General features: G+C 65.0%; 11 protein-coding genes and 1 tRNA gene. 6 read left to right on the top strand and 6 right to left on the bottom strand.

The annotated features are described in order from the left end of the window. Positions 1–33 precede the first annotated feature (33 nt). Together GGR00_RS06665 and smc are read left to right on the top strand one after the other, a co-directional pair. Entirely contained in the window at positions 34–777 is a 744-nt protein-coding gene (locus GGR00_RS06665; protein ID WP_184698704.1) for a DsbA family protein, read from the top strand. A gap of 60 nt (positions 778–837) precedes the next feature. Further along, the gene (smc, locus tag GGR00_RS06660; protein ID WP_184698702.1) at positions 838–4,296 is read left to right on the top strand and encodes a chromosome segregation protein SMC; all 3,459 of its coding nucleotides are present in this window, start codon (positions 838–840) and stop codon (positions 4,294–4,296) included. 82 nt (positions 4,297–4,378) lie between these two features. On the opposite strand, the gene GGR00_RS06655 is transcribed toward smc, so the two are convergent. Continuing rightward, the gene (locus tag GGR00_RS06655) at positions 4,379–4,918 is read right to left on the bottom strand and encodes a TetR/AcrR family transcriptional regulator (RefSeq protein ID WP_055978327.1); all 540 of its coding nucleotides are present in this window, start codon (positions 4,916–4,918) and stop codon (positions 4,379–4,381) included. A gap of 153 nt (positions 4,919–5,071) precedes the next feature. Here GGR00_RS06655 and GGR00_RS06650 point away from each other — a divergent pair, with 153 nt between their 5' ends. Both GGR00_RS06650 and GGR00_RS06645 read left to right on the top strand, forming a co-directional pair. Beyond that, complete coding sequence (locus GGR00_RS06650; RefSeq protein WP_184698700.1) at positions 5,072–6,256, top strand: efflux RND transporter periplasmic adaptor subunit; 1,185 nt, start codon at positions 5,072–5,074, stop codon at positions 6,254–6,256. Then, positions 6,253–9,336 (top strand): efflux RND transporter permease subunit, encoded by a 3,084-nt coding sequence (locus GGR00_RS06645; protein WP_184698698.1) that lies wholly within the window; start codon positions 6,253–6,255, stop codon positions 9,334–9,336. Before GGR00_RS06650 ends, GGR00_RS06645 begins: the two co-directional genes overlap by 4 nt. 95 nt (positions 9,337–9,431) lie before the next feature. Here the strand turns inward: GGR00_RS06645 and GGR00_RS06640 are convergent, their stop codons facing one another. The 3 genes from GGR00_RS06640 to GGR00_RS06630 all read right to left on the bottom strand — a co-directional run bounded on the left by GGR00_RS06640 (position 9,432) and on the right by GGR00_RS06630 (position 10,458). Continuing rightward, positions 9,432–9,830: a VOC family protein gene (locus tag GGR00_RS06640; protein ID WP_184698696.1), complete on the bottom strand. Its 399-nt coding sequence runs from the start codon at positions 9,828–9,830 to the stop codon at positions 9,432–9,434. Positions 9,831–9,928: 98 nt separating this feature from the next. Then, positions 9,929–10,003 (bottom strand) — tRNA-Gln (locus GGR00_RS06635). 119 nt (positions 10,004–10,122) lie between these two features. Next, positions 10,123–10,458, bottom strand: a complete 336-nt coding sequence (locus GGR00_RS06630; RefSeq protein ID WP_055978331.1) for a VOC family protein — start codon at positions 10,456–10,458, stop codon at positions 10,123–10,125. 205 nt (positions 10,459–10,663) lie between these two features. Here GGR00_RS06630 and ppdK point away from each other — a divergent pair, with 205 nt between their 5' ends. Continuing rightward, positions 10,664–13,330 carry a pyruvate, phosphate dikinase gene (ppdK, locus tag GGR00_RS06625; RefSeq protein ID WP_055978332.1) on the top strand — a complete coding sequence of 889 codons (2,667 nt, stop codon included), beginning with the start codon at positions 10,664–10,666 and terminating at the stop codon, positions 13,328–13,330. Between the two features lie 58 nt (positions 13,331–13,388). Here ppdK and GGR00_RS06620 read toward each other — a convergent pair whose 3' ends face one another. Together GGR00_RS06620 and GGR00_RS06615 are read right to left on the bottom strand one after the other, a co-directional pair. After that, positions 13,389–14,342 carry a nucleotidyltransferase family protein gene (locus GGR00_RS06620; protein ID WP_184698694.1) on the bottom strand — a complete coding sequence of 318 codons (954 nt, stop codon included), beginning with the start codon at positions 14,340–14,342 and terminating at the stop codon, positions 13,389–13,391. Between the two features lie 131 nt (positions 14,343–14,473). After that, the gene (locus GGR00_RS06615; protein ID WP_184698692.1) at positions 14,474–15,184 is read right to left on the bottom strand and encodes a prolipoprotein diacylglyceryl transferase; all 711 of its coding nucleotides are present in this window, start codon (positions 15,182–15,184) and stop codon (positions 14,474–14,476) included. 169 nt (positions 15,185–15,353) lie between these two features. On the opposite strand from GGR00_RS06615, the gene GGR00_RS06610 reads away from it, so the two are divergent. Beyond that, entirely contained in the window at positions 15,354–16,991 is a 1,638-nt protein-coding gene (locus GGR00_RS06610) for a fatty-acid--CoA ligase (protein WP_184698690.1), read from the top strand. Positions 16,992–17,097: the final 106 nt, after the last annotated feature.

Here is a 17,097-nt window from a genome sequence, read left to right as displayed (position 1 = left end):
ATTGCAAAATCCAACCATCGTCAGGTGATTCGTATGCTTCGTTCGATTTCTCGCAGGACCGCACTTACCGGGCTCGCAGCCCTTTCGGCCGCGGCGCTGCTTTCAGCTTGCAGCGACTCTGGCGAGCAGGCCAACGCGGCAACGCCCAAGCCTGCCGAACCGGCAACGCCGGCCGCCACCCCGGCCGCTCCTGCAACGCCTGTCCAGGCGGTGAAGGCGCCCGAGGCGCAGGGCACGGTCGACATGGCCAAGCTGCTCGAAGCCGGCAGCCTGCCCGACATGGTGCTCGGCAAGGCGGACGCGCCGGTGACCATCGTCGAATACGCCTCGATGACCTGCCCGCACTGCGCTAGCTTCCACGAGAAGACGCTGCCGACGATCAAGACCAATTACATCGACACCGGCAAGGTGCGCCTGATCTACCGCGAGTTCCCCTTCGACCCGCTGGCCGAAGCAGGCTTCATGCTTGCGCGCTGCTCGAAGGATAACTACTTCCCGATGGTCGACGTGCTGTTCAAGCAGCAGTCGAACTGGGCGGCATCGCAGAACCCGAAGGACGCGCTGCTGCAGATTTCCAAGCTCGCCGGCTTTTCACAGGAGTCGTTCGAGGCCTGCTTGACTGACCAGAAGCTTCTGGACGATATCAGGGCGGTACGTGCCCGCGGCGAGAAGGATTTCAAGGTCGACTCCACGCCGACCTTCTTCATCAACGGGAATGTCTACAAAGGGGCTTTGTCCATTGAGGAAATGTCGGCGGTCATCGACGGCATGCTCTGACAGTTTGGTAGCGCCGGAGCCACGCGGCTTCGGCGTACCCTTCCGTGCGGAACGGCGCGCATGAAGTTTTCGCGCCTCCGCCTTCTCGGTTTCAAGTCCTTCGTAGAACCGGGCGAGTTCGTCATCGAACGCGGCCTCACCGGCATCGTCGGGCCGAATGGCTGCGGCAAATCCAATCTGGTCGAAGCGTTGCGCTGGGTGATGGGCGAAAGCTCATACAAGAACATGCGCGCGTCCGGCATGGACGACGTCATCTTCTCCGGTTCGGGCACCCGGCCGGCGCGCAACACGGCCGAAGTCACGTTGTTCCTCGACAACAGCGACCGCACCGCACCAGCTTCCTTCAATGACGCCGACGAGTTGCAGGTGTCGCGCCGTATCGAGCGCGAGGCCGGCTCCGTCTACCGCATCAACGGCAAGGAAGCGCGCGCCAAGGACGTGCAACTCCTGTTCGCCGACCAGTCGACGGGCGCACGCTCGCCGTCGATGGTGGGGCAGGGGCGCATCGGCGAACTGATCCAGGCCAAGCCCCAGGCGCGTCGTGCCTTGCTCGAAGAAGCGGCCGGCATCTCCGGCCTGCACACCCGCCGCCATGAGGCGGAATTGCGCCTGCGCGCCGCCGAGCAGAACCTCGAACGCCTCGACGACGTCGTCGGCGAGCTCGAAAGCCAGATCGAAAGCCTGAAGCGCCAGGCGCGCCAGGCCTCGCGCTTCAAGAACCTGTCCGCCGACATCCGCAAGGCCGAAGCCACGCTGCTGCACCTGCGCTGGACGCTGGCCAAGACCCAGGAGGGCGAGGCGCAGTCGGCGCTGGCGACCGCGACGTCGCTCGTCGGCGACCGTGCGGCGGCTCAGATGGCCGCGGCGAGGGACCAGGCCGTCGGTGCCCACAAATTGCCGGAGATGCGCGATGCCGCTGCGGCGGCGGCCGCGACCTTCCAGCGGCTTTCCATCGCTCGGTCCCAGCTCGAGGAAGAAGCCGGGCGCATCAACTCGCGCCAGAGCGAGCTCGACCGCCGGCTGCAGCAGCTCGACGCCGACATTGCCCGCGAGCAGCGCATGATCGGCGACAACGCCGCAATCCTGTCGCGTCTCGACGCCGAGGAAAGGTCGCTCAACGACGAGAACGCAGGCGCCACCGACCGCGAGACGGCGACGCGCGCTGCCTTCGAGGAGGCGATGGCGACGCTGGCGCTGACCGAGGCCGAATTGGGCCGGGTGACCGCCGAACGCGCCGACGCGGCTGCCGGGCGCACCCAGGCCGAGCGTGCCATGCGCGACGCCGCCGAGCGCCGCGACCGCTTCGCCCGCCAGCTTGCCGAGCTCGACCGCGAGGCCGGCGAGATTGGCGCCCGCATCTCGGCGCTGGCCGATCCCGCGGAAAAGCAGATGCTGGCCGAAGCGGCGCAGGAGGCCCTGGAAGAGGCCGAGTTTGCAGCGACCGAAGCCGAACGTGCGGTCACCGAGGCGCGGCAGGCCGAAGCTGCCGCGCGCGCGCCGCTGCAGGAGGCCAAGGCCGAACTGGCGCGCATCGAGACCGAAGCGCGCACGCTGGCCAAGATCATCAACGCTGCCTCGGGCGACCTTTTCCCGGCGGTTCTCGAACAGATCGGCGTCGAACGTGGCTTCGAGACGGCGCTGGGCGCTGCCCTGGGCGACGACCTGGAAGCCGCGCTCGACCGCGCAGCCCCCGTCCACTGGGGCGATGCGGAACCTGCGCCGGGCGATCCCAGGCTGCCCGCCGGCGCGCGCAGCCTCGCCGAAGTCGTCCGCGCCCCGCGCCAGCTGGCACGGCGCCTCGCACAGGTCGGCGTGGTCGATGCCGCTGACGGCCCGAAGCTCCAGGCGCTGTTGTCGCCGGGCCAGCGGCTTGTCAGCCGTGAAGGCGCGCTGTGGCGCTGGGACGGGCTGACAGCCAGCGCCGACGCCCCGACGGCGGCAGCGCAGCGTCTGGCGCAGAAGAATCGGCTGGCCGAACTCGATGCCGAGGCCGTCGCCGCGACGCTGGCCGTGCGCAAGTCGGAAGAAGCGCTGGCACGCGCCGAGGCCGCCGTGCGCGAAAGCACCGAGGCCGAGCGGCAGGCGCGCCAAGCATGGCGCGAAGCGCAGCACCAGGTGGGCGCCGCCCGCGATGCACTGGCCCAGGCCGAAAAGGCTGCGGGCGAATTGACCAGCCGCCGTGCGGCGCTCGAAGAAGCCCGGACGCGTGTCGCCGATGCGCATGAGGAGGCGCAGGAGACCTATGTCGAGGCCGAGGACCTGCTCGGCTCGGCACCTGATCTCGCCGACCTGCAGATGCGCCTCGAACAGCTTTCAGGCGCGGTCGCGCGTGAACGTTCGGCGGTGGCCGATGCGCGCGCCGTGCATGACGGGCTCAGCCGCGAGGCCGAGGCGAGGGCGCGCCGGCTGGCCGCGATCGCCGCCGAGCGCCAGAGCTGGGTGCTGCGTGCCGAAAGTGCTGCCGAGCAGATCGAAGCGCTCGCCGAGCGACGCGAGGAAGCCGCTGCCGAACGCGAAACGCTGGCCGAAGCTCCGGACGAACTCGACGCCCGCCGCCGCGCGCTGATGTCGGAACTCAGCCGCGCCGAGGTCCTGCGCAAGGAAGTCTCGGATCGCCTGCAGGAAGCCGAGACCGCACAGGCAGTTCTCGACAAGGCCGCGACCGCCGCGATCCAGGGCCTTGCCGAGGCCCGGGAGTCCCGTGCGCGCGCCGAGGAACGCCTGACAGCCGCCGACGAACGTCGCCGCGAGGTCGAGGCGCGCATCCAGGAGGTGCTGGCCACGCCGCCTCATCTTGTCCTTCGCCACACCGGTCTCGAAGCCGACAGCCCGATGCCGGACCCGGTCGAGGTCGAACGCACGCTGGAGCGGCTCAAGATCGAGCGCGAGCGGCTTGGTGCTGTCAATCTGCGGGCCGAGGAAGAGCAGAAGGAACTGTCCGAGCGGCTGGAGGCGATCGTCTCCGAGCGCGAGGACATCATCGAGGCGATCCGCAAGCTGCGCCAGGGCATCCAGGGCCTGAACCGGGAAGGACGCGAGCGCCTGCTGGCCGCCTTCGACCTCGTCAACGGCCACTTCAAGCGCCTGTTCACCCACCTGTTCGGCGGCGGCACGGCGGAGCTTCAGCTCATCGAGTCGGAAGACCCGCTCGAAGCCGGCCTCGAAATCCTGGCCCGTCCGCCCGGCAAGAAGCCGCAGACCATGACACTGTTGTCCGGCGGCGAGCAGGCGTTGACGGCCATGGCGCTGATCTTCGCGGTGTTCCTGACCAATCCGGCGCCGATCTGCGTGCTCGACGAGGTCGACGCACCGCTCGACGACCACAATGTCGAGCGCTTCTGCAACCTGATGGACGAGATGGCGGCATCGACCGAAACGCGTTTCGTCGTCATCACCCACAATCCGATCACCATGGCGCGCATGAACCGCCTGTTCGGCGTCACCATGGCCGAGCAGGGTGTCAGCCAGCTCGTCTCGGTCGACCTCCAGGCCGCCGAGGCCCTGCGCGAGGCGAGCTGATCGGCACCGGTTGGCGGCCGGCCTGATCTACGTAGGCAATGAAGTTTTCCCGGCGCTCGGAGATCGCCCCGGCGCAGTCCGCCTACTTTACTGCCGCTTGCTCGAGCAGATAGGCGATCGCCATGTTGCGTTCATCCTCATGGAGTATGTCCATGTCGAAGAGCTTCATGCTGCGCAGCCCTTCGATGACGAGGAAGGCCACGAGCAGCTTGGCCGTATCGGGATTTTCGGCCTTGAGGCGGTCGAGCAGATGGCGTTTGAAGTCGCGGACCGGATTGAGGAAATCGGGGTCTTCGGCAAGTGCGGCAAGGACACCGGCCGCAGAAGGCTGCTTTTGAGTGCATTCCTGGGCGGACAGCTCGACATAGGCAGCCAGGCTGCTGTTGGCTTCGCCATCGGACGACCTGGCGCTGAGCGCTTCCTCGAAGGTCTTGAGATAGTCCTGGACCAGGGCCTGCATCAGCTTGGCCTTGGAAGGGAAATTGTAGAGCAGCCCGCCCTTGGACACCCCGGCGCGCTGGGCCACCGCATCGAGCGACAGGTTGCCCGGGCCGACGATGTCCGCGAGTTCGGCGGCGGCAGCGAGGATCTTCTCGCGTGAACTGGGTCTGTGGCCCGACATGGTGGAGTCTCCGTGAAACTTCACATTATCTTGGATTGACAATACCGTCCAGACGGTACAGTAAGCGCTCCGCACTTGGGTTTTTCTATAAACACGTTCAATGTGCATCGCGGCCCGCCCGGATGCCGATTCCTTACGGATTGGGGATCTCCTTTGATAAAGCGTCTCATCATCGCTCTCGTATTGCTCGTTCTTGTCGTTGGCGGCATCGTCGGATTCAACGTTTTCCGCGACAACGCGATCCAGCAATTCTTCGCCAACATGCCGGTCGCCTCCGTAACCGTGGCAACCGCCAAGGTCGAGCCCGCTCCCTGGACCCCCGGCATCGAAACTATCGGCACTGTCAACGCCTCCCAGGGCGTCGACCTGACCGTCGAGCAGGCCGGTATCATCAAGGATATCAAGTTCGCGGCCAATCAGCACGTCAACCAGGGCGACGTGCTGATCCAGCTCGACGACACCGTGCAGCAGGCGGACCTGGCGGCATCCAAGGCCCAGGCCGCGCTCGACCAGCAGTCGCTCGACCGCGCCATCGAGCTGCAGCGTCGTGGCGTCGGCTCCGAAGTCGCGCTTGATGCCGCACGGGCAGCGGCCACGACATCGGCGTCGCAGGTGCAGAAGCTGCAGGCCGTGGTCGACCAGAAGCAGCTGCGCGCGCCGTTCTCCGGCACCATCGGCATTCCGAAGGTCGATGACGGCCAGTATCTGGCGCCCGGCACGATCGTCGCCACGCTTCAGGATCTCGAGACGATGCGGGCCGACTTTTCCGTGCCCGAGCAGCAGCTCGGCTTGCTGAAGATCGGCCAGCCGGTCGGCTTCGGCGTTGCCGCCGACGACATGCCCTTCAAGGGCTCGGTGGTCGGCATCGACCCCAAGGTCGATCCGCAGAGCCGCCTTGTCTCGGTCCGCGCCGAAATCACCAATCCGGAAGGCAATCTGAGCCCCGGCCAGTTCGTGCGCGTCCGCGTCGAGCTTCCCGAGGAAGACGGCGTGCTGGCCGTGCCGCAGACGGCGCTGACCACCAGCCTCTATGGCGACTATGTCTATGTCGTGCGTCCGGCCGAGGCCAAACCGGCCGCCGCTGGTGCAGCGGCTCCCGCCGCCGCTTCTGCCGCCCCGGCGCAGCCGGCAGCGGCTGAGCCGGCGCTTGTCGTCAAGCAGGTGTTCGTCAAGGTCGGCCGGCGCTCCGAAGGCCGCGTCGAGATCACCGAAGGCGTGGCGCTGGGCGACGAACTCGTCATTGCCGGGCAGAACAGGCTGACCAACGGCACGCCGGTAAAGGTCGACAACACCGTTTCGCCCACGGCTTCGGCCAACGCGAAGGCAGCCCCGAAATGAGTTTTTCCGACATCTTCATTCGCCGCCCCGTCCTGTCGACGGTGGTCGCCTTCATGATACTGCTCCTGGGTTTCCAGGGGCTGTTCAACCTTTCGGTCCGGCAGTATCCGGAAGTCGAGGAGACGGTGATCACCATCACCACCGTCTATCCAGGCGCCAGTGCCGACCTGATCCAGGGCTTCATCACCGCGCCGATCTCGGCCGCGGTGGCGACGACCGAAAACATCGACTACGTGACATCGCAGAGTCGTCCGTCGACCAGCATCGTGACGGTCCAGATGGAGCTCGGCTCCAATCCGGACACGGCGCTGACCGAGGTCATGTCCAAGGTCCAGCAGGTGCGTGGGCAACTGCCGAGCGACGCCAAGGACCCGACCATCGTCAAGGGTACGGGCATGCAGTTCGCCATCATGTACCTGGCGATGCAGAACCCGAACATGAGCTCGGAAGAGCTGACCGAATACATCGAACGCGTCATCCGTCCGCGCATGTCGACCATCGAGGGCGTTGCCGAGGTCCAGGTCCTGGGCGCGGCCAACTATTCGATGCGCGTCTGGGTCGACCCGGTGAAGCTCGCTGCACGCGGCCTCACCGCCGCCGAAGTGCTGCAGGCCATCAACGCCTCCAACTTCCTGTCGGCGCCGGGCAAGACCAAGAACGAATACGTCGCCTACTCGATCACCATGAAGTCGACGTTGCAGACGCCGGAATCGTTCGGCGAACTGCCGCTCAAGTCCGCGAACGGCAACGTCGTCCGGCTGCGCGATGTCGCGCGTGTCGAACTCGCCGCCGAAAGCACCGACACCGTCGTCAACTTCAACGGCGAGCCGGGCACCTTCATCGGCATCTTCCCGACACCTTCGGCCAATCCGCTGAATACGGCGGCAGCCGTCATCGACGAACTGCCGGCCATCAGCGCCAGCCTGCCCGAGGGCATGACCATCACCATGGTCTATGACTCGACCGAGACCATCAGTGCTTCGATCGAGGAGGTGTTCAAGACCATCGCCGAAGCCGTCGCCATCGTCGTCGTCGTCATCCTGCTGTTCCTCGGCTCGTTCCGCTCGGTGCTGATGCCGGTGGTGACCATTCCGCTGTCGCTGATCGGTGTCTGCTTCATCCTTCTGATGATGGGCTATTCGATCAACCTCTTGTCGCTGCTGGCCATGGTGCTGGCGATCGGACTTGTGGTCGACGACGCCATCGTGGTGGTCGAGAACATCCACCGTCACATGGAAGAGGGCATGACGCCGATGCAGGCGGCGTTCAAGGGCATGCGCGAGATCTTCGCGCCGGTGGTCGCCATGACCATCACGCTCGCCGCCGTCTTCGCCCCGCTCGCCTTCACCGGCGGCCTCACCGGTTCGCTGTTCCGTGAATTCGCGCTGACGCTGGCAGGCGCCGTCGTCATTTCCGGCTTCGTCGCGGTGACCATCACCCCGATGATGTCGGCGCGCCTGCTGAAGGCCGGCAACCACAGCCGCTTCGCGCAGTTCGTCGACCGTACCTTCGAGCGCGTCGCCAACCGCTATGAGCGGCTGGTCTCCGGCTCGCTCAAATACCGGCCCGTGACGCTTTTGATCGTCATTGCGCTGGTTTCGGTGACGGGCTTCATGTTCTTCAAGACGTCGAGCGAACTGGCGCCCGAGGAAGATTCGGGCGCGCTGTTTTCGCTGATCACTGCACCTCGCTACGCGACGACCGAGTACACCAGCCTCTACGCCGACCAGATCCGCGACCTGACCAAGGACCTGCCGGAGCTCAAGGCCAACTTCTCCATCGTCGGCATGGGTGGCGAGACCAATTCGGGCTTCTCGGTCTGGGCATTCAAGGACTGGGCCGATCGCGACCGTTCGCAGGCCGAACTGCAAGCCGATATCCAGGGCCGGCTGGCCAAGGTGAGCGGCGTGCAGGCGCTGGTCTTCGCCCCGCCGTCGCTGCCGGGCGCCGGTGGCGGCCTGCCGATCTCGATGGTCATCCAGTCGACCGGCGATCCGAGCCAGGTCTATGAGGTGGCCGAGCAGATCAAGGAAAAGGCGCAGGCTTCGGGACGCTTCATCGTCGTGCAGAACTCGCTGTCCTTCGACGCGCCGCAGGTCACCGTGACCATCGACCGCGACCGTGCGGCAGCGCTCAACCTGTCCGTCAGCGATGTCGGCTCGACGCTGAGTCTGCTTGTCGGCGGCGGCGCGATCGCCGAGTTCGACCGCGATTCCAACAGCTACGACATCATCATGCAGGTGCCGGAGGAATACCGGAACAACCCGGAGAAGCTCGGCGAGTTCTTCGTCCGCAGCGTCAACGGCCAGATGGTGCCGCTGTCGGCGGTCGTGACGATCAAGACCAACTCGTCGCCGGCCTCGATCGAGCAGTTCAACCAGCTCAACTCGGCGACGATCTCGGCACTGCCGGTGCCCGGCGTGACCACCGGCGACGGCCTGAAGACGATCGAGGACATCGCACGGCCGTTGCTGCCGGGCGGTTTCTTCGTCGACTATTCCGGCCAGTCGCGCCTGGAAAGCGAGCAGGGCAGCACCATCCTGATCGCTTTTGCGCTTGCCATCGTCGTGATCTATCTGGTGCTGGCGGCACAGTTCGAAAGCTTCCGCGATCCGTTCATCATCATGATGTCGGTGCCGCTGTCGATCTTCGGCGCCATCGTGCCGCTCAATCTCGGCTTGGGTACGCTGAACATCTACACCCAGGTCGGCCTGATCACGCTGATAGGCCTGATCACCAAGCACGGCATCCTGCTGGTCGAATTCGCCAACCAGCAACGTGAGGAGCACGGCCTGTCGCGCAGCGAAGCCATCATCGCCTCGGCCAAGGTTCGCCTGCGGCCGATCCTGATGACCACCGCTGCGATGGCGCTGGGCGTCGTGCCGCTGATCGTTGCCTCGGGTGCGGGCGCTGCAGCGCGCTATTCGATGGGCCTGGTGATCTTCTCGGGCGTGCTCGTCGGTACCGTGTTCACGCTGTTCGTGGTGCCGATGTTCTACACCTTCATCTCGCGCAAGGACCTGGCAGCACACGCCGAGCTGCCCGATGCCAAGCAGATGGCCGAACCGGCCCATCACTGAGACCGATGAAGATGAAAAAAGGCCCTGGAGCGATCCGGGGCCTTTTTCGTTTGGTGCCCGGATTGGCGCGCGCCGTGCTCGAGGTGCTGTCAGAGCTACTTCGCTGCTGGTCCGCGTTGCGCCGGCTGGAACAGCTCGACCAGGTTGCCCGAGGGGTCCACGAGCAGGATCTGCAGCCCACCGGGGCCGGAGACAATGTCATTGCGGAAGGTGATGCCTGCTGCCCGCAGCCGCTCGACCTCGCCGGGCAGGTCGTCGAAAACCAGCTGGATGCGATTCCAGCCGCCAGAGACCGGTTGCTCGCCATCGGGCATGGGCCTTCCTGCCGAGCTGGTCGGGCCGCTGAGCAGTAGTCGCAGCGGGCCCCGCCTGACGTCGGCGAAGGCTGGAGCAAAGTTGGAGAGGGGCGAGAAGTTCAGATGCTTGGTGTACCATGCCACGGCAGCGTCGACGTCGTCGACCATGTAGCGGATGTTGACGGCAATCTCTGTCATCGTTGCCTCCTTGTCCTGAACACATCCAGGGATGTAACGCCGCGCACGGATTGGCACAAGATTCATGCCGCTGGCCGGGAATCAGACTTCAGGACAGATGGCTGGGGCGCCAGGATTCGAACCTGGGAATGTCGGTACCAAAAACCGATGCCTTACCGCTTGGCGACGCCCCAACAGGCCGCAGGCTGACAATTCTCGAGCCGCAGGCGAGTCAATCGACCGCCGCCTTATATTCAGTGCGCGGCAAAAGCACAATCGCGCCTTCGCCGCTTTTCCTCTGCGGATGTGCGGGTTATTCGCCCCACACGGCGAGCTCGTTGCCCGCGGGATCGGTGAAGTGGAACCGCCGTCCTCCGGGGAACGAGAAGATCGGCTTGACGATCGTGCCGCCGGCGTCTTCGACCGCCGCAAGCGTCTCTTCCAGCGCCTCGGAATAGAGAATCGGCAGCGGCTTGGCCGGCACTTCGGCCTGGAACCCGCCGTCGAGGCCCTCGGCGAAGGCAGCATAGTCCGGGCCGTAGTCGGTGAAGGTCCAGCCGAAGGCCGCGCTGTAGAAGGATTTCACATGGTCGAGCGTGCCGCCGACCGCCGCCATTTCGATGTAGTCGAGTTTGCCGGTCTTTCGCATTGTCGTCTCCAGGAATTGTTCTCTATATGTTCTATATGAGGTAGATGGCTGCCGCAAGCTTTCCCATCCGTCGCTCCATTAATCGATTGTAGGACATCCGGTGGCGGAACTCCGCCTTGCCTTTCGCAGCGCAGCATCATATCGCTCGCCCAGAAGCGGGCGGCGGCCACCGCCCTGTTCCACACTCAGTCGGCGAGGAGAAGGCATGACCAAGTGGGTTTACAGGTTTGGCGACGGTGCGGCGGAGGGGCGTTCGAGCGATCGCGACCTGCTCGGCGGCAAGGGGGCGAATCTCGCCGAGATGTGCAGTCTCGGCCTGCCGGTACCGCCCGGCTTCACCATCACCACGGCCGCCTGCAACTGGTTTTATGCCAATGGCCGCAGCTATCCAGAGACGCTGGAGGCGGATGTCCGCACGGCGCTCGACCATATCGGTGCGATCACCGGCCGGCGCTTCGGCGATCCCGAAAGCCTGCTGCTCGTCTCGGTGCGCTCCGGCGCCCGCGCCTCGATGCCGGGCATGATGGACACCGTGCTCAACCTCGGCCTCAACGACGTCACCGTCGAGGCTCTGGCAGCGGACGCCGGCGATGCGCGCTTTGCCTATGACAGCTACCGCCGCTTCATCACCATGTATTCCGACGTGGTGCTCGGCCTCGACCACGAGGTCTTCGAGGAACTGCTCGAGGATGAAAAGGGGCGCCTCGGCTACGAGCTCGACACCGAGTTCACGGCGGCGCAGTGGCAGGACGTCATCGTGCTCTACAAGGCCAAGGTCGAGGAAGAGCTCGGCCGCTCCTTCCCGCAGGACCCGCACGAGCAGCTGTGGGGTGCCATCGGCGCGGTGTTCCAGAGCTGGATGAACCATCGCGCCATCACCTATCGCCGCCTGCACGACATTCCCGAGAGCTGGGGCACGGCGGTCAACGTCCAGGCCATGGTGTTCGGCAACATGGGCGACACCTCGGCCACCGGCGTTGCCTTCACCCGCAACCCCTCGACCGGCGAGAAGATGCTCTATGGCGAGTTCCTGGTGAACGCGCAGGGCGAGGACGTGGTGGCCGGCATCCGCACGCCGCAGAACATCACCGAGGCGGCGCGCATCGCCGCCGGCTCCGACAAGCCGTCGCTGCAGAAGCTGATGCCGGAAGCGTTCAACTCGTTCGTGGCGATCTCCAATCGCCTCGAACAGCACTATCGCGACATGCAGGACCTCGAGTTCACCATCGAGCGCGGCAAGCTGTGGATGCTGCAGACCCGTTCGGGCAAGCGCACCGCCAAGGCGGCGCTGAAGATCGCCGCCGAGATGGCCGGCGAAGGCCTGATCACCAGGGAGGAGGCGATCGGCCGGATCGATCCGTCGTCGCTGGACCAGTTGCTGCACCCGACGATCGACCCCAAGGCGCAGCGCGAGGTCATCGCCGTCGGGTTGCCGGCGTCGCCAGGTGCGGCCACCGGCGAGATCGTGTTCTCGTCAGACGAGGCCGAGGAGCTGAAGTCTGCCGGGCGCAAGGTCATCCTCGTGCGCATCGAGACGAGCCCAGAGGACATCCACGGCATGCATGCCTCCGAAGGCATCCTGACGACGCGTGGCGGCATGACCAGCCACGCGGCGGTGGTTGCCCGCGGCATGGGCAAGCCTTGCGTGTCGGGCGCCGGCTCGCTGCGGGTCGACTATCGCGCCGGCACGCTGATCGCGATGGGGCGTACCTTCCGCAAGGGCGACATCATCACCATCGACGGCTCCAACGGCCAGGTGCTGAAGGGCTCGGTGCCGATGCTGCAGCCGGAGCTGTCGGGCGACTTCGCCGCGATCATGGAATGGGCCGATGCGGCGCGGCGAATGAAGGTGCGCACCAACGCCGAGACGCCGGCCGACGCGCGCATGGCGCGCTCCTTCGGCGCCGAGGGCATCGGCCTGTGCCGCACCGAGCACATGTTCTTCGACGGCGACCGCATCGTCGCGATGCGCGAGATGATCCTTGCCGACAGCGAGAAGGACAGGCGCACCGCGCTTGCCAAGCTGCTGCCGATGCAGCGCTCGGACTTCATCGAGCTGTTCGAGATCATGGCCGGCCTGCCGGTGACGATCCGCCTGCTCGATCCGCCGCTGCACGAGTTCCTGCCCAAGACGGAGGACGAAATCGCCGAAGTCGCCGAAGCGATGAACGTGTCGGCGGACAAGCTGCGCCAGCGCACCGAGGCGCTGCACGAGTTCAACCCGATGCTGGGCCACCGCGGCTGCCGTCTTGCCGTCTCCTATCCCGAGATTGCCGAGATGCAGGCCCGCGCCATCTTCGAGGCGGCAGTCGAGGCAGGCAAGAAGACGGGCAGCCCCGTCGTGCCGGAGATCATGGTGCCGCTGGTCGGACTGATGAAGGAACTCGACTACGTCAAGGCGCGCATCGATGCGGTCGCCAAGAGCGTCATGCAGGAATCGGGCGTCAACATCGACTATCTCGTCGGCACGATGATCGAGCTGCCGCGTGCGGCCATCCGCGCCCATGTGATCGCGGAAGCCGCCGAGTTCTTCTCCTTCGGCACCAACGACCTGACGCAGACGACCTTCGGCATTTCGCGCGACGACGCGGCCTCGTTCCTCGAGACCTACCGCCAGAAGGGCATCATCGAGCAGGACCCGTTCGTCTCGCTCGACATCGATGGCGTCGGCGAACTGGTCAAGATCGCTGCCGAGAAGGGCAGGGCGACGCGGCCCGAGATCAAGCTCGGCATCTGCGGCGAGCATGGCGGCGACCCGGCCTCGATCAGGTTCTGCGAAAGCGTCGGGCTGGACTATGTCTCGTGCTCGCCCTTCCGCGTGCCGATCGCACGGCTGGCCGCAGCGCAGGCCGCGGTGAAGGCGCAAAGGTAGCAGCGCGATCGCGTGAGCGAGTCATACCCAATTCGCAAATTGGGTATGACCGGCTGCGTCAGGAGATTTCGTCAAGCAGGCGGTTGATTTCTGGCCGTTGCTTGAGCGATGACGCGATAGCTTCGCGCCACTTCGCTCCGTTGTTCAGGGCGATCTCGTATGCGATCGCCAGTTCCTGAGGACGATCTTCGACCAAGACCCGGATCAGCGTCTCGGCTTGAGCTAGGTCTTTCGCAATCTTGGCCACGCCTAGCCCGGTTCGGCGTTGGGCCACGATCAGCTTGTGCACTGCATAGCGTTCAGGTTTCGGGACCTGAACCAACACGCCACTTCGGTATAGCGCGACAGCTGGTATCGGCTCTGCGATCAGGTAGCTCAGGAACGGAAGCGTCTGAGCGTAGACGTTCAGAGGTTCGAGCTTGACGACTTCGCTTTTGCTCTGCATGCGAGGAGCAAGAAAGTCGACCATCGCTCCGCCGCCTTTCAACCGCCATCTCGTAGACCTTCCTTTAGGGTCGAGCCCGGGTGCGGGTTCCAAAGACAGGGTTTTGAACGTTTCAGCCAGCGATGGATCGACCTGATCGTCAATTGCCAGCTTGAGGTTTTCGAATGCGGCAATATCGACGTCCTGTGTAACTGCGAGTGTGCCTGAAAAGGCAAATCCCAGTTCGGCGCCGTAAAGTCGGAACGCGTGTGTTCCAACCAGTGTTCCCCCCAACCGGAACACGCCAACTCTCGCCATCGCGCTCAGGATGCTTCCAGTTTGGCGGTCGACCGCCGCAAGCCCGGCTGCGCGCAGTTGCGCCACCAGCAAGGCGGAGTGCCGTTCAAGGCTCTTGTCGTCTTGGATATCTTCCCGCAGGCGTGCGATGAGCTGGCGCATGTCGTCACTGTCCGGGCCAATGTAGCGATCGACGGGCTTGTCACCAATTCTTTGCCGCGCGTACCAGTATTTGCCTTGCGGAAGCTCCTTGAGGAAGGGAGAGCCAGCGATAGCCCTCACGTCGCGCATTCGATGCGCTTCGAGGAGATCCTGGTATGTGCAGCGATACCTTGCGTAGGGTATAGCTAATACCCTACTTCAGCAATTTGTGTAGGGTATATTGGATCGGCAATCCGCTCGGCGCTGCCAAGCCGGTCTCTTCAAGCTGCGGCGCGGAAGGCCTCGACCACGCCGACATAGGCTTCGGCCAGCTTTGCCAGCGGGCTGTTGCTGCGCGATGCCGATTCGACCTTCAGCTTGCCGCCGCTGACGGGCAGCGAAAGCAGCAGGAACTGGCGGCGCGCGCCGTCGCCGATCGAGGCGGCCGCGACATGCTTGTCTTCGCCGTCGTCGTCGATGTGCATCTTGAACAGCAGGATGCCGCCGACAGCTTCGAGCGCGTCGTCGACGAGTTGCGTGAATTCTTCCTCCGTCACACCGGTGGCGGCAACCACCACCTCTTCGGCAACTGCTTGTTCACTCGCCGCGTCGGCAGCGCCGACGGGTTCGAGCGCGAGGTCTTCCGGCGACAGCATGACGGTTTCCGGTGCGGCGGAACTCTCTGCCACCGGCTCCTCAGCCTCGGCCGTCGCCAGCTCGGACGATTGCTCGTCGTCGAACGTCTCGGGTTCGATCATGCCGGGGGTCTCTTCCGCCGACAGCTCGAGCGGTCCTGTTGCTTCCATGACCGGTTCGCTGGTTTCGATCGCGGAATCAGCGTCAACTTCGCCGCCTTCGACGGCTGCCGCCGTCTCGTCGCCGGCCAGTTGCTCGCTGGCATCCGTATCGGCCTGCTCGACCGTGCCGATTTCTCCAGATTGGGTATCGGTCTGCGGCAGGACTTCATCCTCCGCGCGCGGCTGCGTATCCATGTGATCCCTCACATTACTCTACCCACCACACCAGCCGGTAACAAAGGTTAACCGGGACCGTGGCCGCAATATGGCCGCCGGCGTTTTGCCGGCTTGGCATGCCGGAGGGCAGGCTGGACAATCGCGCCATTGCGACCAGAATGGCAGCAGACGATCTGGGAGGATCCGCATGCTTGGACTGATGCAGGAATGGCCGCTGCTGTGCCACAAGATCATCGACCATGCCGCCCGGCAGCACCCGCACCGGGAGATCGTGTCGCGGTCGATCGAGGGGCCCATCGTCCGCACCAACTATGCCGAGTTGCGCACGCGGTCGCTGAAGGTTGCGCAACGGCTGGAGCGCGACGGCTACAAGACGGGCGAGCGTATCGCCACGCTGGCCTGGAACTCGGCGCGGCACATGGAAGCGTGGTACGGCATCATGGGCATGGGCGGGGTCTACCACACGCTCAACCCGCGCCTGTTTCCCGAGCAACTGGTCTGGATCATGAACCATGCTCAGGACCAGGCGCTGTTCGTCGACCTGACTTTCCTGCCGCTGGTGGAGAAGGTCGCGCCGCAGGTGCCCTCGCTCAAGCGCATCATCGTCCTGACCGACGCCGCCCACCTGCCGCAGACGGCGTTGCCGAATGTCACGGCCTATGAGGAGTGGCTGGCCGAGGCCGACGGCGACTATGCCTGGAAGGCGCTCGACGAGCATGCCGCAGCCGGCATGTGCTACACCTCGGGCACGACAGGCGATCCCAAGGGCGTCGTCTACAGCCATCGCTCCAACGTGCTCCACGCCATGATCGCGGTGATGCCGGATGCCATGGGCATCTCGGTCCGCGACGTGGTCATGCCGGTCGTGCCGATGTTTCATGCCAATGCCTGGGGCCTCGCCCAGAGCACGCCGATGGTCGGCGCGAAATTCGTCATGCCGGGCGGCAAGATGGACGGCGCCTCGATCTACGAGATGCTCGACACCGAACGCGTGACATTCACCGCTGCCGTGCCGACCGTCTGGCTGATGCTGCTGCAGCATCTCGAGGAGACCGGCAAGAAATTGCCGCATCTCAACAAGGTGGTGATCGGCGGTTCGGCCTGCCCACGCATGGTCACCGAAAAGTTCGAGCGCAACTACGGCGTCGAGGTGATCCATGCCTGGGGCATGACCGAGATGTCGCCGCTCGGCACCTTGTGCACGATCAAGCCGGAATATGACGATCTCGAAGGCAATGACAGGCTGAACCTCCAGCAGAAGCAGGGTTACACGCCTTTCGGCGTCGAGATGAAGATCACTGACGACGACGACAACGAACTGCCCTGGGACGGCAAGACGTTTGGCAGGCTGAAGGTGCGCGGACCGGCCGTCTCGGGGGCGTATTTCGGTGGCGCCAGCGCCGAGCAATTCGATGCCGACGACTGGTTCGACACCGGCGACGTCGCGCATATCGACGTCAACGGCTACATGCAGATCACCGATCGCTCCAAGGACGTGATCAAGTCGGGCGGCGAGTGGATTTCCTCGATCGAGCTGGAAAATCTCGCCGTCGCGCATCCCGATGTCCAGGAAGCGGCGGTGATCGGAGTCAGGCATTCGCGCTGGGACGAGCGCCCTTTGATGGTTGTCGTGCGCAAGCCGGGCAGGGAGCCCGAGAAGGCCGACATCTTGGCCTTCCTCGATGGCAAGGTCGCCAAGTGGTGGATGCCCGACGATGTCGCCTTCGTCGACGAGATCCCGCACACGGCTACCGGCAAGATCCAGAAGATGGCGTTGCGCGAGAGGTTCAGGGACTATCGGCTGCCATCCGACGCCGCCGGTTGAGCAGGTTCATGTGCGGGACGGCGGCAGGCGTCGCCTTTCCGCTTCAACCGCCGCATGAAACCCTCTAGTTTGCAGCAGCAGCATTTTCGCCGTGGGGACGGCGGCG

This window comes from Aminobacter aganoensis (genome assembly GCF_014206975.1).
GTDB classification, from domain to species: Bacteria; Pseudomonadota; Alphaproteobacteria; order Rhizobiales; family Rhizobiaceae; genus Aminobacter; species Aminobacter aganoensis.
This window is presented reverse-complemented; position numbering and strand designations above follow the sequence as displayed.